This window comes from Dialister pneumosintes (assembly GCF_001717505.1).
Lineage (GTDB): Bacteria > Bacillota > Negativicutes > Veillonellales > Dialisteraceae > Allisonella > Allisonella pneumosinta.
The window spans coordinates 51356-77482 of sequence record NZ_CP017037.1 but is presented as its reverse complement, the minus strand read 5'-3'; the positions used below and the strand labels follow the sequence as shown (position 1 = coordinate 77482).

The following is a 26127-nucleotide window of genomic DNA, read 5'->3' as shown; positions in this document are numbered from 1 at the left end:
TAGCTCCCCTCCTTAGACTAAAAATCTCGAAATTAAAATTAGCCGAGGAATGGGTTAGCAAACACCAATACGATAGCAATAACGATAGCAATAATCGGAATAGATTCAACCATACCGATACCAACGAGCATATTTGTAAAAAGCTGTCCAGCCATTTCAGGTTGACGGGTAGTGCCATCAATAGCAGCCTTAGCTACTTTGGAGTCATTGAAAGCTGCGCTGATAGAAGCAATAGCAGAAATAATGGTAGCTGCAATAAGAGAATATTGAATAACAATTGTCTGATCCATGATTAAAATTCCTCCTGAGAATTTAATAATATTTTCCGGTTATACCGGTAAGATTCCGTTTGAAGGGACGGTGCCCAAATTCCGTTATACGGAAATAAATACACTGGTTATTCGGCCAGCCCCGACTATCTTTATACACTTTCCTTTAAATAAACGGAAACAAGTGTTGTAAAGATATAAGCCTGGATAACACCAACAAATAAACTGAATGCAATCCAGATAATAGGTACCAACCACGGTGCCAGATTGTAAAGGATTTCCAGTAAAATTTCTCCGGCCAAAATATTACCAAACAAACGCATTGCCAAAGTAATTGGCTTGCTGACTTCTTCGATAAGATTAAGAACAACGAATGGTGCTATGGGGTGGAAAAAGTGTGCAAACCATGTTTTAACACCTTTATTTTTTATACGATAAAAATGCACGCATAAAGACGCTGCAAGAGCGAGCCCCAATGTTGTATTAACGTCATTTGTTGGAGAGGCAGTTAAATGTTCTGTCGGTAGTAAACCAATTTGGTTTGCCGTAAGAATAAACATAAACAATGTCAATAATACGGTAGACACCTTACGGTAGCTACTTCCAACATTCGACTCAAACTGACTGAAAAGCCATTCAAACAACAACTCCACCGCATTTTGAATACCTGATGGAATCAATGCACGGCTTCTGGTTGCTGCAAATACGATTAGAAAAACAATGATAGCACTAAGCCATGTAGTATAAATCGTATCCAAGTTTATGGGCATTCCAAACAATTGAGAAACAACGTGTGTACCTGTGTGAAGATGCATAGTCTCACCCCCTCTCCCTTACTCTGGCAATACAATAATTTATTCCTTAATTAATTTAATCACTCTGTCCACAAGGGTCATAAGTGTTAAAGTAAGTAAGCCTACTAAATACCCGAAAATATTAACGGGTGTAAATATGATACCGACACAAGTTAGAATCTGTAACACGAGTCGACTCATAGCAAACAAAGAAAGTCTTTGACTAATAAAAACAGGAGCTTTCCCTTGTCTTTCCCATTGACTTTCTTTAACCAAAAGAAAAGAGAGAAAAAGAATCTGAAATAATCCGCCTAGTACAATACCGACTGCTACATGCCAATCCCAAATAAATTCAGAAATGAATGCAAAACCAATAATAGCAACGGTAGTATACTTGATCATACGTCTGGCAAACCTGGCAAATGTCTGATCATATTTCATGAACCTTATCTCTCCAACATTTTTCTAATTACTGACCAAAGTCCTGCTGCTCCACCAAGAATTGACATACTCGTCAATCCGAAAGGTGCGCAACCAAAATACCTATCAATGATAACACCTGTGTAAACACCTATCCCGATACAAGTAAGCAATGTAAGACCTGCGGCTGATGCAGTAGCAATTCGACGAGCAGCTGAAAGTTCTCTTTCTGATTCTTTACTCGGCTTTTCCTTCATAATTGTCACCTATACGTCAGGAAACCGCATCTTCTAACATCACGTTAAAAGACACGGGCAAACACATACAAATTTATTGTATCATAAAGTCTGCTATCTTGCTATAAAAGCACATGGCTTCTTTTTAGAAATTTTATAGTGGTATAAAATAGCCTCAACAATACGTGTGGCAGCATGCCCATCTCCATATGGGTTTACTGCTTCCGCCATCTCCTGATAAGACTTAACATTAGTTAACAATTCATAGGCTGTATTATATATTTTCTCCTCGTCAGTTCCTACCAATTTCACAGTTCCGGAAGCAACTGCTTCCGGTCTTTCTGTAGTATCACGAAGAACCAATACCGGTTTCCCAAGACTGGGAGCTTCTTCCTGAATTCCACCCGAATCCGTAAGAATGATATCTGCACGTGCCATTAAATTAGTAAAAGGCTCATATTCCATAGGATCCACCAAATGAACACCGGCAATTCCTGCCAACTCTTCATTCACGGCTTGACGCACTAATGGATTTCTATGCACAGGAAATACAATCTCCGTATTAGGAACATCTTCAATTAATCTTCTAAGTGCACGATATACTTGGCGCATAGGATCTCCCAAATTTTCTCGTCTATGCGTAGTTACTAATATTATACGTTTCCCTTCCTCAATCGATTCTATTTCTTTATCTGCAAATACATAATCTTTCTTAACAGTAGCCAGTAATGCATCAATAACAGAGTTCCCAACCGTAAAAATAGTTTCTTCTTTTCTGTTTTCCATCAATAAATTATTTTTTGCTGTATCCGTAGGTGCAAAGTGTAAGGTAGTTAGAATACCGGTTAAAGAACGATTAGCTTCTTCCGGAAAAGGAGAATACATATTACCCGTACGAAGCCCCGCTTCTACATGTCCTACATCAATTTGCTGATAAAAAGCTGCTAATGCAGCAGAAAAGGTGGTTGTTGTATCACCATGTACCAACACCAAATCAGGATTCTCTTTCTCCAATACTTCTTTTAATCCCAAAAGAACCCGTGTAGTGATATCGTATAAAGATTGTCCCTTTTTCATAATATCCAAATCATAATCAACCGGCAAATTAAATAACTCCACGACTTGATCAAGCATTTCTCGATGTTGTGCAGTAAGACATACTTTAGTTTCAATTTCCGGATGTTTTAATAATTCTTTAACAACAGGTGCCATTTTTATAGCTTCAGGACGTGTCCCAAAAATCGCCATGACCTTCACTGTGTTCACCTTCCTATTCCAATGATTTGCAAATTTTAAAATGTATCTATTTCTTTATTTTGAAAAGTTTTTTTTAGAACACCTAACTTCTTAGCCCATAAAATGAATATTGTTACAACGCCCCCTACAATTACTATTCCGATAATAGGCGATACATGAATAACTAATAACGCAATACAAGAAAAGAAGGCTGTTAAAGCATACATAACAAGAACAACCTGTTTCTGGTTCAATCCTTGAGCAAGCAATCTATGATGCAAATGACTCTTATCCGGTGCAAATACAGGAATCCCACTGATTCTACGACGAATAATTGCCAATAGGGTATCCATAATGGGAACCATAAGTGCAATAACCGGTACAAATAAAACGGTTACTGCCGCAGTTTTCATAGCACCAAGCACAGAAGCAACCGCAATAATATACCCCAAGAACATGGAACCGGTGTCTCCCATAAAAATTTTAGCAGGATTAAAATTATACTGTAAAAAAGCCAGTGCCGATCCTGCCATAGCTACCATAGCTGCGGCAGAAACCCACTGTCCCATTTGAAATGCCAACATAGCAATAGCCAGTGATGCAATGGCGGCTACTCCTGCTGCCAATCCATCTAATCCGTCAATCAAATTTACTGTATTCACAAAACCGATAATCCAAAATATAGTGACCGGTACCGAAATAAGTGTAGGTAAATACAACAATCCGATATATGGTAAAACTAACCAATCAATCTGAATTCCAAACCCAATCACCACAATAGCAGCAGCTAATATTTGCCCCAACAACTTCACTTTTGCAGGTAAAGACCATCTGTCATCAATAACTCCCACAACAATAAGAACGGTAGCTCCAATCATAATTCCGACCATCTCAAACGATAGACCTACCGTACAAAGAACAGATATCATAAATCCTGCATAGATAGCAAGCCCACCTAAACGGGGAATAAGTCCATGATGTACTTTACGCGCATTCGGTTTATCGACTGCACCTATTTTAATTGCCATCTTTTTTACTACAGGTGTAAGTACAAAAGTCACAAGCAATGCAGTTAAAAATGTATATGCATATGCAAACAAGGGTACACCTCCTAAAAGAGAACACTTTAAGGTAATTGTATCATAACCGAGTCATTGTTTCGAATAAGGAGACTATACTATTTCTTATCAATAAATCTGCGAATAACTTGCATATTTTATTGATAATGCTTTTCAAATAGATTTTTCTATGTTATAATGCATGTATAGGTCAATCACAACCTCGATGTACGGATCGAAGATTGATTTATATAAAAGGACGACGGGAAATACTATTTCCCTACGACTCCCTTCAATACACTCCTTGTAGAATACCCGAACTTTCCTCGTTCGGGTATTTTCATTTTAAAACTTACTTTTATAAATAAGATGATATAATTAATATAAGTATAGAAAAGGAGGGACGATTCGTATGTCATTTATTCAGTTATCCCCGGAAAAATGGAATTTCAATGTATTTAACGCCATAAAAAACTGGATGGTTCTTACAGCAGGCACGCCAAGCAATTGTAATTCTATGATTGTCTCTTGGGGAGCACTTGGCATTATGTGGAATAAGCCTACTGCCAGTGTATATGTCCGTGAAAGTCGATATACTCTACCTTTTATGCAAGAAGAAGATTATTTTACACTTTCTATTCTTCCTATGACCTATGAAACAGATATGAAATATTTAGGAAGCCATTCCGGAAGAAATGAAAATAAATATGCTAAAACTAATCTACATCCTATATCGGTAGGTCCCGCTATAGGAATTGAAGAAGCTAATTATATAATGGTTATAAAAAAACAATTAGTAACAAAATTAGATTTCTGCAATTATTATGACAAAGAAATCTATGAACAGTGGTATAGTCATAAAGATAAAAATAATGACCATTATATGTTCATGGGCGAAATTATAAATATTTTCAAACGAATTTAATATAGAAACATTTTTATGTACCACATCCATTATAAATCACACCTTATCAATAGAGGACTTTATGTTATTACCTTATATTGCTCCCACTACATCCTTTAGAAAAGAAATAGAAATAAAAAAATCTCTTTTCATTGCAGATATAATCCCTATACAAACTATAGAAGAAGCAGTAACTACACTAGCATCCAAAAAAAAAGAGTTTAAAGATGCTACTCACCATTGTTATGCTTATCGTATCGGCACCACACAAATCATAGAAAAGTCCGGAGATGATGGTGAACCATCCGGTACGGCAGGACATCCTATGCTCCATGTATTACAAAAAAACAAATTAACTTATACACTGGCAGTCGTCACTCGTTACTTTGGTGGAATCAAACTAGGTACGGGAGGACTCACAAGAGCCTATTCCGGTTGTCTTAGTGAATGTATAAAATTCGCAAATTTTTCAGCATATACACCACATATAAGAGGAAGTCTTATTATCCCTTACACAGCTATGGGTGCTTTTGAACATTATATTTTATCAACGGATATTCATATTATAGACCGAAAATTTACACACAAAGTAGAAATTATATTTTTATCCTTACCCAACACCTTAGAAAAGCATCTTCGTTATATAACGGATATGACAGGAGGGCAATCCATTTACACAAAAATAAAAGAGGAATATCTACCTTTACCCACCAAAACAAAAGACACCGATTAATCGGTGTCTTTTGTTTATAAACATTTATTGTGCTGTTAATCGCTGTTTTTCTTCTGTTTCAAATAACATATCTGCCATCTTTGAAGTAATTTCACTTGCTTCTACACACTCTACCCAATAAGCAGGTAAAAAAGAAGTTCCAAAACGAATACCTTCTAAAGCGCCTGTTAATGCACCGGTAACGGTACTACAACCATCATGATTCGCTGCTGTTATGACAGCTTCAAACGGATCATCCATAACTGTTGCACAATATACAGCAATTGCCAATGCTTCTTCTGCTATATCACCGCCACCTAAAGAACGTATACTGTCTAAATGCTCCCAAACTCCACTCTTTCCTGCAGGATGTTTATTCGCTTGTTCCACAGCAGCCGTTAACAATTTAATAATATTTTCTCCACCTTTACGAGAAGAAAGTAAATAGTTCACTTTATCTATCGATTTAGGAAGCGAGATTCCATTGATTAAATAAGATACCAATGATGCTACCGCCCCGCCTGCTAAATAAGCAGTAGCATGTGAATGTGTCAATGCGGAAATTTCTGCTCCCACCGAAAAAGCTTCTTCCGGTTTATCCCAATATAATATGCCAAGAGGAATATTACGTGTAAGTACAGCACTACCTTTACTATTATTGATATCCTTATCAGTCGTACCTTTTTCTTCGTTTGACAGTGCATTGAGAACACCGGTTTCCGGCATCCTACGTTCGTGCATAAATTTTTCACGAACTAAGCATAAGTCTTTTTCATGCGGCTGTCTTCTTGTCCAAGATTTTTGCCCACGACGAGGTTCTTCACCGGTTTGACTATAAAACCAACGCATAAACCCACGGTACACACCATCAGATGAGCTTAATTTTTTAGCATCACTCCAGAGTAGCCCATCTACAGTGGCAAGCATCATTTGGGTGCTATCAGATACTAACGCTTTTGCTTTTTTATTTTTACTTGTAATCATGGTACGAAGACCAAATGGACCGAAACGACGAATAATTTTGCCGGTTGTTAATGTTTTCATCGGATATCCTAAAGCATCTCCACATACTTCTCCCAACAATGCTCCTCGAACTTTGTCTATTTCGAGCATTTTCCCCCTCCTTCTTAACAAATTTCCTCCATTTAGAAAAACCGGAATTTATCCCCCTTGCTGTTAAGCACATCCAGCTAAAAACGAGTTAAATCTCCGGTTATTTGTCCGTCATTTTAAAAATCGATTTTATAAATTAATAAACTAAAGTATATATATAGTATATCATACCTTAAAGAATTCTTTTTATTTTAATTATTTCCGCCTAAAGCTTCCAAATCTTTTCTGATTGTTGATAAAAGAACGGTTGGATCATTAATTTTGCGTTGCAAATCTTCTATCATACCCCAAGTATCGCGTTGTACTTGTGTCAAATTGCTTTTGCCTGTCATACTAATCACATCGATCCGATAACAAGACATATGATTCAAGGTACGATATACAGATTCAGGAATCTTTCCCATATCATAACGATCCATCAATAATTGAGTTGCTTCCAATTTATCTTCCTGTGATTCTAAAAAGACTACTTTTGCTTCCCCCATAACACTTTCAAAAGCATTCGTCCACATGAGAGGAATATTACCTAATCCAATCCTAAATGAATGATCTAAAACAAAAGTAACATAAGGATTCTCCTTTAATATATTGATTTTGCGACCTTCCAATGCTGAATGACAATAAAAAGATAATTGTCCCTCTTTCACTCGATATCCAAAATCAAGCGGTACAATATAAGCCTTTCCTGCCTCTACCATTCCTATATGAACCTGCTTACATCTGGATACAATAGATATTTGTTCTTCAAAAGCAGTAACTTCTCTATCTTTACGTCTCATTTTTTGTTCCATAATAGACCTCTCAATATGTTATTTATCTAAATATATATTTATTATAACTTCTTTTTTAATAAAAAAGGAAGATTATCTATTTGATAATCTTCCTTTTCATTATGTATTCGATAAAATATCTCACTTTATTTTATATATTTTTATGTGGTATCAACTACTTCACATTATACAATCCGGAAGGTCCTTCATTCATATTAATCATAACATTCTTAACCTGTGTATACGCATTGAGAATCATCTTATGTGTTTCTCTGCCGATACCGGATTTCTTATAACCGCCGAAAGGAGCACCTGCCGGAATTAAGTTATAACAGTTGACCCAAATACGTCCCGTTCTTACATTGCGAGCAATCTTAAGTGCTGTATGAATATTAGTGGAGAACACACCGCCACCAAGACCATATTCAGAATCATTAGCCAGCTTAATTACTTCATCTACAGAGCTAAATTTCTGAATAACAACTACCGGCCCGAATACTTCTTCCTGACAAATACGAAGCTTGTTATTATCCGCCTCAATAATGGTCGGCTTAAAGAAATACCCTTTATCACAACCATTAGCAGTATATCTTTCCCCACCGGTAACAATGCGGCAACCTTCCTGACGCGCAATATCTACATAACCGGCAACCTTTTCCATCTGTTTCTTATAGATTTCAGCCCCCAACTGTGTCTCCGGATCAGTCGGATCGCCAATCTTTACGGATTCAAAAGTGTCTTTTAAACGCTGCAAGAATTCATCATAAATTCCTTCTTGCACAAACACACGTGAACCGGCACAGCAAACTTGACCTTGATTGAAAAGAATACCTGTAGCAACTCCTTCCAATGCCTGCTCCATATTAGCATCATCAAGAATGATATTCGCAGATTTACCACCTAACTCCAAAGTAACCGGAACCAATTTTTCACCTGCTGCTTTATACACACCCTTACCTACACTGGTAGAGCCGGTAAATGCCAGTTTATCTACATCCGGATGATCTAAGAGATACTGTCCGGACTTAGAGCCCGCTCCTGTAATAACATTCAACACCCCTGCCGGAAGAATATCCTGAATTAATCTAACTAATTCCAATACAGATAAAGAAGTATGAGAAGACGGTTTTAATACAATCGTATCTCCTGCCGCCAATGCAGGCGCCAACTTCCAACATGCCATAAGGAACGGGAAATTCCAAGGAACAACCTGCCCTACAACACCAATCGGCTCCCGTAAAATTAAAGATAAATTATTTCCATCCAATATTTTGGCGCTACCTTCTTCAATACGCACAGCACCTGCAAAGTATCTGAAATGGTCTGCACCGAGAGGAATATCTACCGTAGAAGTTTCACGAATCGGCTTACCGTTATCCATAGTTTCAATTAATGCTAACCGTTCTTTGTTTGCATCAATAATATCCGCAATCTTAAGCAAGATGTTCTGACGTTCTACCGGTTCTACAGCTGCCCACGAAGGAAATGCTTTATGTGCAGCTTTTACTGCCGCATCCACGTCTTCTTTAGTCGCTTCTGCAAAAGATGCCAACTTCTCTCCGGTTGCCGGATTATGTGCATCACTATATACACCATCAGAGGACGGTACCCATTGTCCACCGATAAATAAATCATATTTTTCTTGAAGAGCTACTTTATTCATAAGAATAACCTCTTTTCTTTGTAAAAAACATTGATATAAAAATATATCTTTATTTGATGTACTTAGTGTAGCACCAACCAAGAGTATATTCAAGAGTTTTGATATGCTTTTATTTATATCAATATATCATCGTCACAATGCATTTAAGTTATATTTACTTTAGATATAAAAAAGAAGCTCCATACAGAGCTTCTTTTTCTAAAATTATCAATTAAAAAACATAGTTTAAGGATAAAGATGCAAGATTTCTAAAAATGAATCTCGGTTGATTTGACTTGACATCAAATGCATATTCACCATGAAGTCTTACATTCTTATCAAGTGTTACATCTGTTTCTAATAACCAATATTTAATATGTCTACCTCCGCTGGATAAACCTTCGATAGGAGATACATCATGCTTATAATGATAAGTAGTTGCTCCCAATCTAACATTTACATAGGAAACGGCGATACGATAAGAACCTACTTGTTCATCATTTTGATGCCCGAATCCTATACCGGCAATAAAAGAGTCCGGTCTTTTATAAAAAGCATTGCTTTCTACGTTCTTGTAGTAGTCACCAAATAAATCAATCTTATCTGTCAACCCAATAGTTAATCCGATACCCCAAACCTGGAATTCTCTATAAGATTCAGGATAATTATTAATATATTCTAAATCATATTTGAATCGGCCATTGGAATTCTGCCCATCTAAACGAGCATATACAACATCATCATTTGTACGGAAATCTGCACGACCGAACCCCACTGTCAAATTAGCTGCATCATTAAAGTGTGCAATCGCTTCAATCCCCTTAACTTCTCCATCGAAAAGTAAACCTGTTTGTCCAAAAGTTTGCCCATATTTACCAATATTCACACTTAACTTATCATTAAAATCATGGTGTACATACAATTTCTGCATATAAACTCTACTTTTATCATCCGGATTAAAATCATATGTGAAGTTTATATTGGATCGAAGTAGACCTTCTACATAAGTGCGATCATTAACTTGTGCATGAGCATTAATTCTCATGCACCCAAGATAATCATTTTCAACAATAGATCCTTCTACAATAGCTATAGTTTCACCATATCTCTGTACCCACTTAAACTGTGCATCACCAGACCAATAAATATTACCAACTTTAGATTCAAGATTTGCTACACGTACACCGAGAGTTCCCAGTTCATCAGCATATTCATTTGCTAATTTGTCAAGAACAGCTTTTTGCTCAGTATTATATTGGTCTTCATGTGCCAACATTCCGGCAATAATCTGTGCCATTTCATAACGAGTAATATTTTTTTCACCTTTAAACGTTCCATCCGGATATTCTTTAACAATATTTTGAACGGATAATTCACTTACCGCCTTGTATGCCCAATCATCAGGTGATACATCGGAAAATGGATTAGCGGCATATACAGATATACCCACAGTTAAAGCTGTTACAGCAGTGATTGTGAAAATTTTAAATTACTTATTTTTGTCAACAATAAGTAATTTAAAATTTTCACAATCATAAAATTAAAAGAGAATCTCACTATAGTGAGATTCTTTTTTAATTCATTTAGAATACATAATTCAAAGATACAGCTCCGAGATTCTTGTCGTTCTGTCCATCTTGATCGAGTTTTACATTAAATGCATATTCACCATGAAGTCTTACATTCTTAGCAATAGTTACATCCGTTTCTACTGTCCAATACTTAACTTTATTTACACCGGCTATATCCTTAGTAAGGTAAGACAATGGGGATACATCATAAGTATACCCACCAAGTACTGCACCAAGTTCAGCATTGACATAAGAAGCACCAATACGGAAAGACCCTACATGCATGTTATCCTGATGTCCAAAACCGATACCTGCAGTCCATGCTACCGGACGTTTTTCATCCTTAGTATTCTTATAGTAATCACCAAATACATCAATCTTATCAGTTACACCGATAGTCATACCTGCACCCCAGATATTGATAGGATGAGCAGTACTGTGTCCTTTGATATATTCAATATCATAGTCAACATGACCCATAAATCCGCTGCCGGCTAACTGTGCATAAGTTACATCTTTTTCTCCTACAACGGCTTTCCATTCATTTACACGTCCATAACCTACAGTCAAATGGATTGGAAGTTGATTGAATACATAGGTCGCTTCAACACCTTTGATTTCATCATCAAAGAACATACCGGTCTGTCCGAAGAACTGAGAATACTTACCAAGATTTACACCAAGGTTGTTACCGATATCATGGTGTACATAAAGTTTCTGCATATAAACATCACTGTTCTTGTCATCATGGAAATTCATATTTCCACGAAGTACACCTTCCACATAGGTATTGTCATTAACCTGTGCATGAGCTTTAATCTTCATCTTGCCCTTCCACATATCAATAACACTATTATTTGTCCCATACTTCTGTTTCCAATTCATTGATGCACTACCGGACCAGGAAATGTTGCCTACCTTGGATTCGAGGTTGCCTACACGTACACCGAGAGTGTCGAGTTCATCAGCATATTCGCTTGCGAGCTGATCAATCATAGCTCTCTGTTCTGCATTGTACTGATCTTCATTTGCCATGAGTCTAGCAATGATCTGTGCCAATTCATAACGGGTAATGTTTCTTTCTCCCTTGAATGTTCCGTCCGGATAACCTTCTACGATTCCCTGTTCGGACAATTCACTTACTGCCTGATATGCCCAGTCACTTGTGGATACATCAGAGAATGGATTTGCTGCGTATGCGGATACGCCTGCGGTTAAAGCTGCTACAGCAGCGATTGCAAGAATCTTTTTCATGTTCTTGTTTCCTTTTCTACAACTCCCTATTTAAAAATTAAGAATTATAGATAACATAACTGAGTATCCTAGTTTCCTCTACTATATTTTCTATATTCCTAAGTGATAACATATAGGGAATACACTTATCACCACTTATAGTGTATATAGGCTTTTTTGTTTTGTCAATTATTGATAACCTTTTTATAATTAATGCATCTTTTATGATTATTTTATATAAATAAAAAAGAAATCTCCTGTATGAGATTCCTTTTTTACTAAACTATCTATTAGAATACATAGTTTAAAGATACTGTTGCCAAATCATCTATATCAGCATCAAAACGATTTCCATTTACATCAAAAGCCTTCACATTGAATGCATATTCGCCATGTAAAGATACGTTCTTAGCTACGGTTACATCGGCAGTCGCACTCCAATACTTAACCTGAGGTACACCGGCAACAACGCCATAAATTGGAGATACATCATAGGTGTAGGATGGTGTTACCGCACCAAATTTAGCATCTACATAAGCAGCGGATACACGGAAAGAACCCGGTCTAGCCATATCCTGCTGACCGAAACCGATACCTGCCGTCCATGCTACCGGTTTCTTTCCAAATTGCATAACATCCTTAGTATTCTTGTAGTAATCTCCGAATACATCAATCTTATCGGTTACACCGACAGTTAAGCCTGCCCCCCAAATATTTAAAGCATCTTTAGCTTCGCCATGTCCTTTGATATATTCCACATCATAAGCAACACGGTTCATAAATGCATTCCCTGCTAAACGAGCATAAGTGAAATCTACATCTCCTGCAGCTTTCCAGAATTCTCCTACATTTGGGTCAATATCCCCTAAAAACTCGTCTGTATAACCGTTAACACGACCATAACCTACTGTCAAATCAGCTACGTCATTGAAATGAATAATGGCTTCTGCACCCTTAATTTCATCATCAAAGAACATACCGGTCTGACCGAAGAACTGTGCATACTTACCAATATTTACACTTACGTTGTCACCAAAGTCATGGTGTACATAAAGTCTCTGCATGGTAACATCGCTGTCATCCTTGTCCTTGAAATTCATATCGCCACGAAGCAATCCTTCTACATAAGTGCTGTCATTAACCTGTGCATGCGCATTAATTCTGAGACGACCTTCATAACTATCAGTAGTTTTTACCTTAGCACGTGTTCCCGGTGCAAGCTGTAAACCTTTTAAATTATAGCTCTGAACCCATTTCATGTATGCATCGCCGGACCAGGAAATGTTGCCTACCTTGGATTCGAGGTTGCCTACACGTACACCGAGGTTGTTAAGTTCATCAGCATATTCACTTGCGAGCTGATCAATCATAGCTCTCTGTTCTGCATTGTACTGATCTTCATTTGCCATAAGTCTAGCAATGATCTGTGCCAATTCATAACGGGTAATATTTCTTTCTCCCTTGAATGTTCCGTCCGGATAACCTTCTACGATTCCCTGGTCAGATAATTCACTTACTGCCTGATATGCCCAATCGCTTGTGGATACATCAGAGAATGGATTTGCTGCGTATGCGGATACGCCTGCGGTCAAAGCTGCTACAGCAGCGATTGCAAGAATCTTTTTCATGTTCTTGTCTCCTTTTCTACAACTTCCCCATAACATTAAATGTGATAGAAAATATAAAGGAGTGTCCTGGTTTCCTCTACTATACTTTCTATTTTACAACCATAAAAAATGGGAGAGATCTTTATGATCATAGATAGTGTACCTCTTATTTTTAACTTTGTCAATTATTATTAATTAATTAATTTATTAATAATTTTATTCTATTTTCAAAAATTCTCCAAATAAAAAAGGAATCCCAATGGGATTCCTTTTATTTTAAGACTGTAAAATTAGAACGCGTAGTTCAAAGATACCGTTGCCAAGTCCTTGAGGTCCTTGGAGTCATCGTTAGACTTAACGTTGAATGCATATTCACCGTGTAAGGATACATTCTTAGCTACAGTTACATCTGCAGCAGCAGTCCAGTACTTAACATGGTCAATACCATGTGCACCGCCCAACAATTCAATTGGAGATACATCATAGGTGTATCCCTGGGTAACCGCACCAGCTTTAGCATTTACATAAGCAGCGGATACACGGAAAGAACCTGGACGAGCCATGTCCTGACGACCAAAGCCGATACCTGCAGTCCATGCTACCGGTTTCTTTCCATTTCCAATAACATCCTTAGTATTCTTGTAGTAGTCACCGAATACATCAATCTTATCGGTTACACCGAGTGTCAAACCTGCACCCCAGATGTTGGTATCTTCATTGCCATGGCTCTTGATGTATTCTACATCATAAGCAACACGCCCCTGAACCAAATCACCTGCAAGCTTAGCGTAGGTGAAATCTACATCTTCAGCAAGATCGCTTACACGACCGTAACCTACTGTCAAGTCAGCCATGCCTGGCATGTTGAACATTACTTCAGCACCTTTGATTTCTCCATCAAAGAACATACCGGTCTGACCGAAAGACTGTGCATACTTACCAAGGTTTACTCCTACTCTGTTACCAAAATCATGGTGTACATAGAGTCTCTGCAAGTAAACATCACTATTCTTGTCATCCTTGAAGTTCATGTTGCCACGGAGCAAACCTTCTACATAGGTGCTGTCATTAACCTGTGCATGTGCCTTAATTCTGAGACGACCTTTGTAGTTATCAACAGTCTTTGCAGCATCATCAGAGTAACCCTGAGCCCACTTCATGTATGCATCGCCGGACCAGGAAATGTTGCCTACCTTGGATTCGAGGTTGCCTACACGTACACCGAGAGTGTTAAGTTCATCAGCATATTCACTTGCGAGCTGATCAATCATAGCTCTCTGTTCTGCATTGTACTGATCTTCATTTGCCATAAGTCTAGCAATGATCTGTGCCAATTCATAACGGGTAATGTTTCTTTCTCCCTTGAATGTTCCGTCCGGATAACCTTCTACGATTCCCTGGTCGGACAATTCACTTACTGCCTGATATGCCCAATCACTTGTGGATACATCAGAGAATGGATTTGCTGCGTATGCGGATACGCCTGCGGTCAAAGCTGCTACAGCAGCGATTGCAAGAATCTTTTTCATGTTCTTGTCTCCTTTTGTTTACTTTCTCCATAAAAGTTAAGAAATATAAAACATAAAGAGTATCCTAGTTTCCTCAGTTATTTTTAACATTCTTAATACGATAAAAGTGGAGAATTTCCCTATCGTTATCGATAGTTTATCTTTTCCTTTTACGCTTGTCAATTGTATTATTTTTATAATAATTATCATTAATTATTATTTGGTTATTTATATCTAAAACAGCTAATAAAACCTTACACTTTTTTCTATTCACATAATAGGCAGTAAAAAAAGGAATCCCGAAGGATTCCTTTTTTATTAAACTATTCTATTAGAATACATAGTTTAAAGATACAGTTGCCAAGTTGTCGAAGTCAACCTGAGTATCTTTAGCCTTCACGTTGAAGTCGTATTCACCGTGGAGTCTTACATTCTTAGCAATGGTTACGTCAGCCTGTGCTGCCCAGAACTTAACCTGAGATGCACCATTTGCAAGAGCATCGAGTGCAGATACATCATAGGTGTAGCCGCCGAGAAGAGCACCCTCTTCAGCATTGATATAGGAAGCACTTACACGGAAAGAGCCTACACGCATATCATCCTGACGACCAAAACCGATACCTGCAGTCCATGCTACCGGATCTTTGTCAAGACCAACATTCTTGTAGTAGTCACCGAATACATCGATTGCATCGGTTACGCCAACAGTTAAACCTGCGCCCCAAATCTTGTTCTTGTTGTTGGAGTGACCCTTGATGAAGTCAACATTGTATCCAACACGATCCATGAATACATTACCTTCAACCTTAGCATAGGTATAGTCAGCATTGGTGTTAGGTGCAAGAGCATCTGCATCTACCAAACGACCATAACCAACGGTTACATCAGCCATACCTGCATCAAAAGTTGCTTCAACACCCTTGATTTCTCCATCATAGAACATACCGGTCTGACCGAAGAACTGTGCATACTTACCAAGATTTACACCTACTCTGTTACCAATGTCATGGTGTACATAGAGTCTCTGCATAACAACATCACTGTTCTTGTCATCCTTGAAGTTCATGTCGCCACGGAGCAATCCTTCTACATAAGTGCTGTCGTTAACCTGTGCATGCGCATTGATTCTGAGACGACCTTTGTAGCTGTCAACAGTGTTATTAGCATCCTGTGCATCATAACCCTGAGCCCATTTCATGTATGCATCGCCGGACCAGGAAATGTTGCCTACCTTGGATTCGAGGTTACCTACACGTACACCGAGGTTGTTAAGTTCATCAGCATATTCGCTTGCGAGCTGATCAATCATAGCTCTCTGTTCTGCATTGTACTGATCTTCATTTGCCATAAGTCTAGCAATGATCTGTGCCAATTCATAACGGGTAATATTTCTTTCTCCCTTGAATGTTCCGTCCGGATAACCTTCTACGATTCCCTGGTCGGATAATTCACTTACTGCCTGATATGCCCAGTCGCTTGTGGATACATCAGAGAATGGATTTGCTGCGTATGCGGATACGCCTGCGGTCAAAGCTGCTACAGCAGCGATTGCAAGAATCTTTTTCATGTTCTTGTCTCCTTTTCTACAACTCCCTATCTAAAAATTAAGAATTATAGAAAACATAAATGAGTGTCCTGGTTTCCTCTACTATATTTTCTATGTTCTTTAACAACAAGATATAGGGAAATTTCTTATTGTTAAACAAATCATACTCTTCCAAACTCTTTTTGTCAAAAAAATAGGTCTTTTTGTTTAAAAATATTTTTTATATATTAATAAAAAATATAAATAACTACTACATGCTCACACAAAAAAGTCACGAAACTTTTATATTTCGTGACTTTTTATATTAAAAATTATTCAACATCTACAAAGTGATTCTCTTCTACCGAATGAACAACATTCATTTTTCTGTAACGAGAAATACCTGTTCCTGCCGGAATTAATTTTCCTATAATAACATTTTCTTTGAGCCCGATTAAAGGATCTACCTTCCCCTTAATCGCTGCATCAGTAAGAACTCTAGTAGTCTCCTGGAAAGAAGCTGCTGACAAGAACGAGTCTGTTGCTAAGGCTGCTTTGGTTGTCCCCAGTAAAAGATTTTCTCCTACAGCTACACTCTTCCCTTCTTCTTTCAAGCGGCTATTTTCTGCACGGAATGCGACAATATCCACCGTTTCGCCTTGAAGCCAATGAGAATCTCCGGGATCTTTAATCTTAATCTTTCGAAGCATCTGATGCACAATGATTTCAATATGTTTATCATTGATTTCAACGCCCTGTGAACGATATACTTTCTGTACTTCTTTAACAATATATCCCTGAGTAGCCTGTACACCACGTACGCGAAGAATATCATGAGGATTAATATTACCTTCGATAAGTCGGGCACCTGCTTCGATAACTTGCCCTTCTACTACAGAAATACGTTTACCAAACGGAATCTTATAAGACTCAGAAGTTTCCTCATTAGTAACTGTAATAACGAATACACCCTTATTTTCTTCAGACTCTTCAATGGATACCGTACCTGCAATATCAGAAATTATAGCATTCCCTTTCGGTCTACGAGCTTCAAATAATTCTTCAACACGTGGCAACCCCTGTGTAATATCTTCAGAAGATGCTACACCACCCGTATGGAATGTACGCATAGTAAGCTGTGTACCCGGTTCACCGATAGATTGTGCCGCAATAATACCAACTGCTTCACCAATTTCCACCTTACGTCCGGTTGCCAAATTACGTCCATAACACTTAGCACAAACACCATGTGCAGAATGACAGGTAAGAATAGAACGAACTTTAACCTTATCATAGAATTTTTCAATTTCTTCTGCTTGATCATCAGAAATCTCTTCATTCTTCTTAGCGATCACTTCACCTGTTTCCGGATGAAGAATATCTTCTACCGGACAACGTCCGCTAATACGATCTGCTAAGGATTCTATAAGTCCGCCTGATTCTACAATCTTGCTTAACTCTACACCTTCCGATTCATCCATGCGAACATGAATAAACGGAACATTACTATTGATAACAGTATCTGCAATTTCATCAGTAATTACAGTTCCCTTGCTATAAAGAATATCTCCATCAAGTGTTACCACATCATTTTCAAATGTCTTTCCGACAAAATGTGCATGCATACGATGGCTTATAACATTCTTATATTCTTCATAGCCTTCCTTCTGTCCTAAATCATAAGTAACCGGTTCCTGTGGTTCTAAAGTCTCCATATCCATAGGTGGAACAACCGTAACAGAAGTTACTAAGTGACGATTCATCACGGTAATATCTGATGCGTCAAGAGTCTTCCCTCTCACAAGTAGAATATCACCGGAACGAGTATCGATTATATCCTGTTCAAGAATGGCACCGATTAAGGCCGGTTTCAATTCCATAATAGTTTTCTTAACAGATTCGCTTGCCGCAATGATGGCTTTTTCTCTTTCAAAGTCTAAAACTTTTACATCACAGTCATCTTCACGAATAATAACATCCTGGGATACGTCAACAAGACGTCTGGTTAAATAACCGGAATCCGCAGTACGAAGTGCCGTATCGGCAAGCCCCTTACGAGCACCGTGAGAAGATGTAAAGTAATCTAATACGGTTAACCCTTCTCGGAAGTTTGCTTTAACCGGCAACTCTACAGTCTTACCGGAAGTATCCGCAATCAAACCACGCATACCTGCCAACTGACGAATCTGATTATCATTACCACGGGCACCGGACTGTGCCATCATAGTAAGCGGATTGAATTTCTTCATGCTATGTTTCATAGCTTCGCCAACTCTATTCGTAGCCTTGGACCAAATATCAACCACTAATCTATAACGTTCTGAGTTTGTAATAAGACCGCGACGGAAGTATTCTCTTACTTTAGCTACTTTCTTATCAGACTCTTGCAAAATCTTATCTTTTTCCGGCGGTACAGCTACGTCATTAATACCGATAGAAATACCGGAAATAAGTGCATAATGGAATCCCAGCGTCTTAATGCTATCCAATAAGTCACCCGTTGCTTTAAATCCTAATTTCTTAAAGCAATCATTGACTAACTTACCCATCTGCTTCTTGCCGATAGTAATTCCCAATGCTTCTTGCCCATCAGGACGTTTATAGAAGAAACGCATAGGTTCTGCAATAGCGAAATTAAAAATCAAACGCCCCGGTGTAGATACAACATATCCACGTCCCGGTATATACACTTTCAAGAAATCGTGAATTTTGACTCTCTTAAGATTATAAGCAAGCATTACTTCATCATAACTGGTAAAGCAATGAAGCTTAGATGTATCCATCGCATCTTCTTCTTCTTTGCTCTTTTCAACAATAGTAAGGTAGTATGCACCTAAAATCATATCCTGAGAAGGAATAGCTACCGGCTTTCCATCTTTAGTGGATAAAATATTGTTAATAGAAAGCATTAAAGTTCTTGCTTCAGCTTGTGCTTCTACAGAAAGTGGCAAATGACATGCCATCTGGTCACCGTCAAAGTCTGCATTATACCCCGGACAAACCAACGGATGTAATTTAATAGCACGACCATCCCAAAGAACCGGTTCAAACGCTTGAATACCTAATCTATGCAATGTAGGTGCACGATTCAAAAGTACCGGATGTTCTTTAATAACATCCCCCAATACATCCCACACTTCAGGAACTAATTTATCTACTTTCTTACGTGCCACCTTTAAATTAGATGCCAATCCACGTGCAATCAGTTCATGCATAATGAACGGTTTGAACAATTCGATTGCCATTTCTTTCGGCAAACCGCATTGATACATCTTAAGTTCCGGTCCAACTACGATTACAGAACGACCGGAGTAATCAACACGCTTACCTAATAAGTTTTGGCGGAAACGTCCTTGTTTCCCCTTAAGCATATCGGACAAAGACTTCAATGCACGGTTGCCTGGTCCTGATACGGCACGCCCACGACGCCCATTATCAATGACAGCGTCTACCGCTTCTTGAAGCATACGCTTTTCATTTCTTACGATAATTTCCGGAGCACCTAATTCAAGTAATCTCTTAAGACGGTTATTTCTATTAATAACTCGACGGTACAAGTCATTCAAATCACTGGTCGCAAAACGTCCACCGTCCAATTGCACCATCGGCCGAAGTTCCGGTGGAATAACAGGAAGAACGGAAAGAATCATCCATTCCGGTTTATTACCCGAATGTAAGAATGCCTCTACTTCTTCTAAACGACGAATGCTGCGAATTTTACGCTGACCGCTACCGGTTGCTATATCTTCTTTTAAAGCTGTTTCCATCTTTTCAAGATCAAGGTTTTGAAGTAATTTTTTAATTGCTTCCGCACCCATTTCCGCTTTGAAAGAGCCTACTCCATATTCTTGAATAGCCTGTTGATATTCTTGCTCACTCATAACTTGCTGAGTAACCAAATTGGTCTGACCCGGATCAAGAACAATATATGCAGCAAAATACAATACTCGTTCCAACTGACGTGGAGAAATATCGAGAATCAACCCGATACGAGACGGAGTTCCCTTAAAATACCAAATGTGAGAAACAGGACATGCCAATTCAATATGTCCCATACGTTCACGACGCACTTTAGAGCTGGTTACTTCTACACCGCATTTATCGCAAACGGTGCCTCTGTAACGCATTTTTTTATATTTACCGCACTTACATTCCCAGTCTTTAGTCGGTCCAAAAATCTTTTCACAAAACAGACCATCCGTCTCCGCTTTGAGTGTTCTGTAATTAATAGTTTCCGGCTTAGTTACTTCACCATGAGACCATTCCAGAATCTTCTCCGGGGAGGCGATGCCGATTTTCATGGAATCAAATTCATTTACATCTAACAATTGATACCGCTCCTTTCCGGAAATGCTTATTCTTCACCATGGTCATTTAATTGGCCATGTTCATCAGTAATTAGTACAGAAGTATCTGCATCCCCATCAACAGCATATGCTTCCGCCTCTGCAGTTTCAGTAAAAGATGCTACATCATTAGTTACCGCTTGCACAGTACCTGCTATACCGGATTCTAAGGCTTTACGAGATTCTGTCACAGCAGCATCACCTTCTATGAGTTGCTTAATATCTTCTTTGTTTTCTTTATTTTCTTTGTGATAATGATGGTCGATAAAATTAGATTCGATTTCTTCTTCATCCAATTCTTTCATCACGACTTCTTCTCCATTTTCATTTAAGATACGTACATCTAACCCAATGGATTGAAGTTCTTTCATTAACACCTTGAAAGATTCCGGTACACCCGGACTCGGAATATTTTCTCCCTTAACAATCTTTTCATAAGCCCTTACACGACCTACTACATCATCAGATTTGATAGTAAGCATTTCTTGTAAAGTATATGCAGCACCATACGCCTCCAGTGCCCAAACTTCCATTTCGCCGAAACGTTGTCCACCAAACTGCGCCTTACCGCCCAATGGTTGTTGTGTAACCAAGGAATATGGTCCTGTAGAACGTGCATGAATCTTATCATCAACTAAGTGATGCAACTTGAGCATATACTTCCAGCCAATGGTTACTCGTCCGTCTAATTTTTCACCGGTACGCCCATCATATAAATCGGTTTTAGCATCTTCAGGAAGTCCCGCAAGACGAAGAGTTGCAGACAATTCATCATCACGGCAACCATCAAATACCGGTGTTGCTATATGAATACCGGCTTGATCCGGTTCCGGCATTCCATACTTATCAAAATCATAACCATCTGCACGAAGCATAGCTTCTAACTCTTTTGCCAAGGCAGGATTATGTTTTGCCTCTTCAATTCTTTCCCCAAGCATATGACATGCCCAAGACAAATGAATTTCCAAAATCTGCCCGATATTCATTCGAGAAGGAACGCCTAATGGATTCAATACTAAATCAACAGGTCTTCCATCCGGTGTAAATGGCATATCTTCTACCGGAAGAATTCTGGAACATACACACTTGTTACCGTGACGTCCTGCCATCTTATCGCCTTCACGAATCTTACGTTTTTGTGCAATATACACACGAACTAATTTATTTACGCCAGGTGCCATTTCATCCCCATTTTCACGAGTAAACACCTTAACATCTACAACTTTACCAAATTCACCATGTGGTACGCGCAGAGAAGTATCTCTAACTTCTCTTTCTTTATCGCCGAAAATAGCCCGGAGTAATCTTTCTTCCGGAGTTAATTCAGTTTCTCCCTTCGGAGTAACCTTGCCTACCAAAATATCTCCCGGACGAACATCTGCACCGATAGAAATAATACCGTCTTCATCCAAATTCTTGATAGCATCTTCACCCACAGAAGGTAATTCTCGAGTAATCTCTTCGTCACCCAGTTTAGTGTCACGAGCATCACATTCATACTCTTCTATATGAATAGAGGTGTATAAGTCGTCCTTGCAAAGACGTTCTGAAATGAGAACCGCGTCTTCGTGGTTATATCCTTCCCAAGACACGAAAGCAACCAACACATTGTGTCCTAATGCCAATTCACCGCCATCCGCTGACATACCGTCCGCTAAAGTCTGTCCCGCTTCTACACGATCTCCTCTGTACACAATAGGTCTTTGATTAACACAAGTACTCTGGTTAGAACGCATAAACTTAATCAACGGATATACATCGACTTCTCCATTATCCGCTTTAACAGTAATTTGACGACCGGTCACATGGGTTACTGTACCTGCACGCTTAGCTAAAATACATACACCGGAATCCTGTGCTGCTACAAATTCCATACCTGTACCGACGAGAGGCGCTTCCGGACGCAGCAAAGGCACTGCCTGACGCTGCATGTTTGCACCCATCAAAGCACGGTTTGTATCATCATGTTCCAAAAAAGGAATCAAGGATGTACCGATAGACACCACCTGCTTCGGGGATACGTCCATCAAAGTTACTTCAGACGGTGAAGCTTCCAATACATCAGGTCCACGTCGACTTGCTACATTAGAGTGAACAAATCTTCCCTTTTCATCAAGAGGTTCAGATGCCTGTGCAATAGTCTTATTTTCCTCTACATCGGCAGTAACATAACGACAATCATTAGTTACATGATTATCTTTATGATCAACAATACGATATGGAGTTTCAATTAAACCATATTTATTTATAATCCCATAATTGGATAAGGAAGAAATCAATCCGATGTTAGGTCCTTCCGGTGTTTCTACCGGGCACATACGTCCGTAATGGGAATAATGTACATCTCGAACTTCAAATCCTGCACGTTCACGAGATAAACCGCCGGGTCCTAAAGCAGACAAACGACGCTTATGCGTTAATTCCGCCAACGGATTGGTCTGATCCATAAACTGTGACAACTGGGAAGAACCGAAGAACTCTTTAATAGCGGCCACAACAGGACGAATATTAACAAGTGCCTGTGGGGTCATTTTATCTTGATCCTGTGTAGTCATTCGTTCACGGACAACACGTTCAATACGAGACAAGCCAATTCTAAATTGGTTCTGTAATAATTCACCTACTGTACGAACACGACGATTTCCCAAGTGGTCGATATCATCTGCTTCACCAAATCCCTGCATCATAGTAAGACTATAATCAATAAAAGCTATAATATCTTCTCTTGTTAGAGTACGGAAACTATCATCCAAATTACTATTATTGCAAATAATTTTTACAGGTGTTCCGTCATCTTTTAAAACCGTAACAACGACAGGACCTTCCCCTGCAAATACACCACTTTCTTCAATCTTAGTAATGGCTTCATTATCGATAACAGAATTTCCTTCAATAATGATTTCTCCGGTTTCAGTATTAACAATCGGATTTTCAATGGTACGTCCTTCAAGACGACTCTTCCACCCAAGTTTTTTGTTTACTTTGTAACGACCTACCTTAGCTAAATCATATCTATGTGGATCATAGAAGAAATTATTAAGCAAAGTAGTACCGCTTTCTACAGTAGCCGGTTCACCTGGACGAAGTTTTTTATAAATTTCAATAAGTGCTTCTTCAGTGCTACGAGACGGATCTTTTTCTAATGTTTTTTCAATATGAACATCATGAGAAAAAAGCTCTAAAATCTCTTCATTGCTCGAAAATCCTAATGCGCGCACAAGTACTGTGGCAGGCATTTTACGATTACGATCAATTCGAACAGATAACGTTCCGTTGGTATCAGATTCTAATTCAATCCAAGCTCCACGGTTAGGTATAATTTGCCCAGAGTAAATCATCTTGCCGTAAGTATCCTGCTCACGTTTGAAATATACGCCAGGAGAACGTACAAGTTGTGATACGATGACACGTTCCGCACCATTAATAACAAAGGTTCCGGTATCTGTCATAATAGGGAAATCACCCATGAACAATTCATGTTCTTTAATAGCACCGGTTTCTTTATTAACCAATCTAACCATTACTTGGAGTGGGGCAGAGTATGTGGCATCTCTTGCCTTACATTCTTCAATGCTATACTTTTTTTCTCCGAAGTAATAATCTCCTAAATAGAGAGACCATTTCTTTGCACCATCTTCGATTGGAGAAATATCTTTGAAAACATCCTTTAAGCCTTCCTTCTGAAACCATTCGTATGACTTAGTTTGAAGGTCGAGCAAATGCGGCATTTTCAAAACTTCTTGTGCTCTAGCATAGGTATATCTTTTTCTCGTACCCGCTTGTTCAGGTCTGAACATTCCACGCCTCACCCTTTCATTAAATCCTAATCGGAATAAAGTGGAAATCCGACTCTTTTTATCCCGAATTTACCGATACACAATCCGCACTCAATAGGAAAAAGGCAAGGTCATTCCTAACCTTGCAACGTTTTCCACGCACTTATATACACACTTATATAATAATATTTTAAAACGAATCGTGGCAAATTAAGATTTTACTATAATAAGTGTAAATTGTCAAATATTAGTGACAAATTTATTCTTTGGTGCTTCCATATGCAGTTATTTTAATCTATATAAAAAAGTTCTTCTTTGTAATTAATCTTTTTGATATCTCATTAAATTAATCTAAAGTATTAGGATTTACATCATTCATTTCATCAATCATACGATTATAAGTTCTGATGATATCTTCTGAATCTTTTCTGTCACCACTTAAATAAGTGCGCACATTACCAATAAAGCTATTCATGCTTTCTTTAAATGATTTAACATCTCCACTATTATCATTATCTGTCTTAGGATTAAAGTTGTTATTTAATGTTTGAAGTTTTTGCAAATTGGATTGTACAGTAGCATTATCGCCTCTATCAAAAGTTTCTACAATTTCAGAAGCAACTAAATACATTTCTCTAAAAGTAGCTTCATTTTCATGTCCCGCAGCCTTAGCTGCCTGTATTTTTTCTTCAGAAATCTGATAACTTGCCTGTGATGTCGCTTGATCTAATTTTCCATATGCAGCATCAAACTTGTCATATAACGGCAAATATTCTTGTACATACTTATCCCATTCTGCATATCCATCCACTTTATATTGTGCAGAAGAATAATATGCTTGCATCTTTTCTGATAAAGGTACCAATTTTTCTAATATATCAAGAACTTCTTTCGTGGAACTATCTACACTATCAAAAGAGCTGGAACCTCCCCCTGTAGCCTCTTTTAACTCCTCCTGAAGTCTGTCATAACTGGGAAGGTTTAAATTAGATGGATGCTTACCGGCTCTCATATCTGCTAAATCAGGAGCAGTCGCATAATTAAAGGTAAAAGACCAATTATTAAACCAGCTTACTGCTTTAATATAAGGAGCCAAAGATGCACTCTTTGAGTCTGCTGACTCAGTTACGGAAGATACTGCACTGGACATTGGATTACTTCCACATCCACTAAAAAATACACCGCCACCTAAAGTACCAATTAAAACAGTTGCAATTAAAGCTTTTCTCATAAGATAACTCCTTAAACAAATGACATTCTTAAAACAGTAATGATAACGGTCATCCTAAAACAAAAAATATATTCCGTTTAAAATAACACTTCGGTTTAATAATACCATTTAGATTAGAAAAAATAAAGTTCATTATAATAATGTATAAATATAATTAAATATATATGAAATAATAA

The 26127-nt window shown here is 38.2% G+C and carries 19 protein-coding genes; 2 read left to right on the top strand and 17 right to left on the bottom strand.

Annotation, left to right across the window (positions count from 1 at the left end):
* Positions 1-38: 38 nt before the first annotated feature.
* The 6 genes from atpE to BCB69_RS00345 form a co-directional block, all read right to left on the bottom strand.
* Positions 39-290 (bottom strand): ATP synthase F0 subunit C, encoded by a 252-nt coding sequence (atpE, locus tag BCB69_RS00370; RefSeq protein ID WP_022513666.1) that lies wholly within the window; start codon positions 288-290, stop codon positions 39-41.
* A 131-nt stretch (positions 291-421) separates the two neighbouring features.
* On the bottom strand, positions 422-1084 hold the full coding sequence (atpB, locus tag BCB69_RS00365; RefSeq protein ID WP_069176699.1) for a F0F1 ATP synthase subunit A: 663 nt from the start codon (positions 1082-1084) through the stop codon (positions 422-424).
* Between the two features lie 39 nt (positions 1085-1123).
* Positions 1124-1504: a hypothetical protein gene (locus BCB69_RS00360; protein WP_022513668.1), complete on the bottom strand. Its 381-nt coding sequence runs from the start codon at positions 1502-1504 to the stop codon at positions 1124-1126.
* A 5-nt stretch (positions 1505-1509) separates the two neighbouring features.
* Entirely contained in the window at positions 1510-1740 is a 231-nt protein-coding gene (locus BCB69_RS00355) for an AtpZ/AtpI family protein (RefSeq protein WP_022513669.1), read from the bottom strand.
* Between the two features lie 93 nt (positions 1741-1833).
* Positions 1834-2976 carry a non-hydrolyzing UDP-N-acetylglucosamine 2-epimerase gene (gene wecB / locus BCB69_RS00350; protein WP_083989969.1) on the bottom strand — a complete coding sequence of 381 codons (1143 nt, stop codon included), beginning with the start codon at positions 2974-2976 and terminating at the stop codon, positions 1834-1836.
* Between the two features lie 35 nt (positions 2977-3011).
* Positions 3012-4055, bottom strand: a complete 1044-nt coding sequence (locus BCB69_RS00345) for a glycosyltransferase family 4 protein (RefSeq protein WP_069176698.1) — start codon at positions 4053-4055, stop codon at positions 3012-3014.
* 370 nt (positions 4056-4425) lie between these two features.
* Between BCB69_RS00345 and BCB69_RS00340 the strand changes: the two genes are divergently transcribed.
* The gene (locus tag BCB69_RS00340) at positions 4426-4938 is read left to right on the top strand and encodes a flavin reductase (RefSeq protein WP_022513672.1); all 513 of its coding nucleotides are present in this window, start codon (positions 4426-4428) and stop codon (positions 4936-4938) included.
* Positions 4939-4999: 61 nt separating this feature from the next.
* Positions 5000-5650: a YigZ family protein gene (locus BCB69_RS00335; protein ID WP_069176697.1), complete on the top strand. Its 651-nt coding sequence runs from the start codon at positions 5000-5002 to the stop codon at positions 5648-5650.
* Positions 5651-5674: 24 nt separating this feature from the next.
* Here BCB69_RS00335 and BCB69_RS00330 read toward each other — a convergent pair whose 3' ends face one another.
* The 11 genes from BCB69_RS00330 to BCB69_RS00280 form a co-directional block, all read right to left on the bottom strand.
* Positions 5675-6742 (bottom strand): ADP-ribosylglycohydrolase family protein, encoded by a 1068-nt coding sequence (locus tag BCB69_RS00330; protein WP_022513674.1) that lies wholly within the window; start codon positions 6740-6742, stop codon positions 5675-5677.
* Between the two features lie 191 nt (positions 6743-6933).
* Positions 6934-7533, bottom strand: a complete 600-nt coding sequence (locus BCB69_RS00325; RefSeq protein WP_069176696.1) for a pyridoxamine 5'-phosphate oxidase family protein — start codon at positions 7531-7533, stop codon at positions 6934-6936.
* A 154-nt stretch (positions 7534-7687) separates the two neighbouring features.
* A complete protein-coding gene (locus BCB69_RS00320) occupies positions 7688-9175 on the bottom strand; it encodes an aldehyde dehydrogenase family protein (RefSeq protein WP_069176695.1) in 1488 nt (495 codons plus the stop codon).
* Between the two features lie 211 nt (positions 9176-9386).
* The gene (locus BCB69_RS00315; protein WP_236887190.1) at positions 9387-10604 is read right to left on the bottom strand and encodes an S-layer homology domain-containing protein; all 1218 of its coding nucleotides are present in this window, start codon (positions 10602-10604) and stop codon (positions 9387-9389) included.
* Between the two features lie 133 nt (positions 10605-10737).
* A complete protein-coding gene (locus BCB69_RS00310; protein ID WP_069176693.1) occupies positions 10738-11979 on the bottom strand; it encodes an S-layer homology domain-containing protein in 1242 nt (413 codons plus the stop codon).
* Positions 11980-12248: 269 nt separating this feature from the next.
* A complete protein-coding gene (locus BCB69_RS00305; RefSeq protein WP_069176692.1) occupies positions 12249-13586 on the bottom strand; it encodes an S-layer homology domain-containing protein in 1338 nt (445 codons plus the stop codon).
* Positions 13587-13855: 269 nt separating this feature from the next.
* Positions 13856-15094 (bottom strand): S-layer homology domain-containing protein, encoded by a 1239-nt coding sequence (locus tag BCB69_RS00300; RefSeq protein WP_069176691.1) that lies wholly within the window; start codon positions 15092-15094, stop codon positions 13856-13858.
* Positions 15095-15404: 310 nt separating this feature from the next.
* Positions 15405-16640 (bottom strand): S-layer homology domain-containing protein, encoded by a 1236-nt coding sequence (locus BCB69_RS00295; protein WP_069176690.1) that lies wholly within the window; start codon positions 16638-16640, stop codon positions 15405-15407.
* Positions 16641-16930: 290 nt separating this feature from the next.
* Entirely contained in the window at positions 16931-20926 is a 3996-nt protein-coding gene (gene rpoC / locus BCB69_RS00290) for a DNA-directed RNA polymerase subunit beta' (protein ID WP_069176689.1), read from the bottom strand.
* A gap of 26 nt (positions 20927-20952) precedes the next feature.
* Entirely contained in the window at positions 20953-24741 is a 3789-nt protein-coding gene (gene rpoB, locus BCB69_RS00285; protein WP_069176688.1) for a DNA-directed RNA polymerase subunit beta, read from the bottom strand.
* 325 nt (positions 24742-25066) lie between these two features.
* Positions 25067-25951: a DUF3829 domain-containing protein gene (locus BCB69_RS00280; RefSeq protein ID WP_022513760.1), complete on the bottom strand. Its 885-nt coding sequence runs from the start codon at positions 25949-25951 to the stop codon at positions 25067-25069.
* Between the last annotated feature and the right edge of the window lie 176 nt (positions 25952-26127).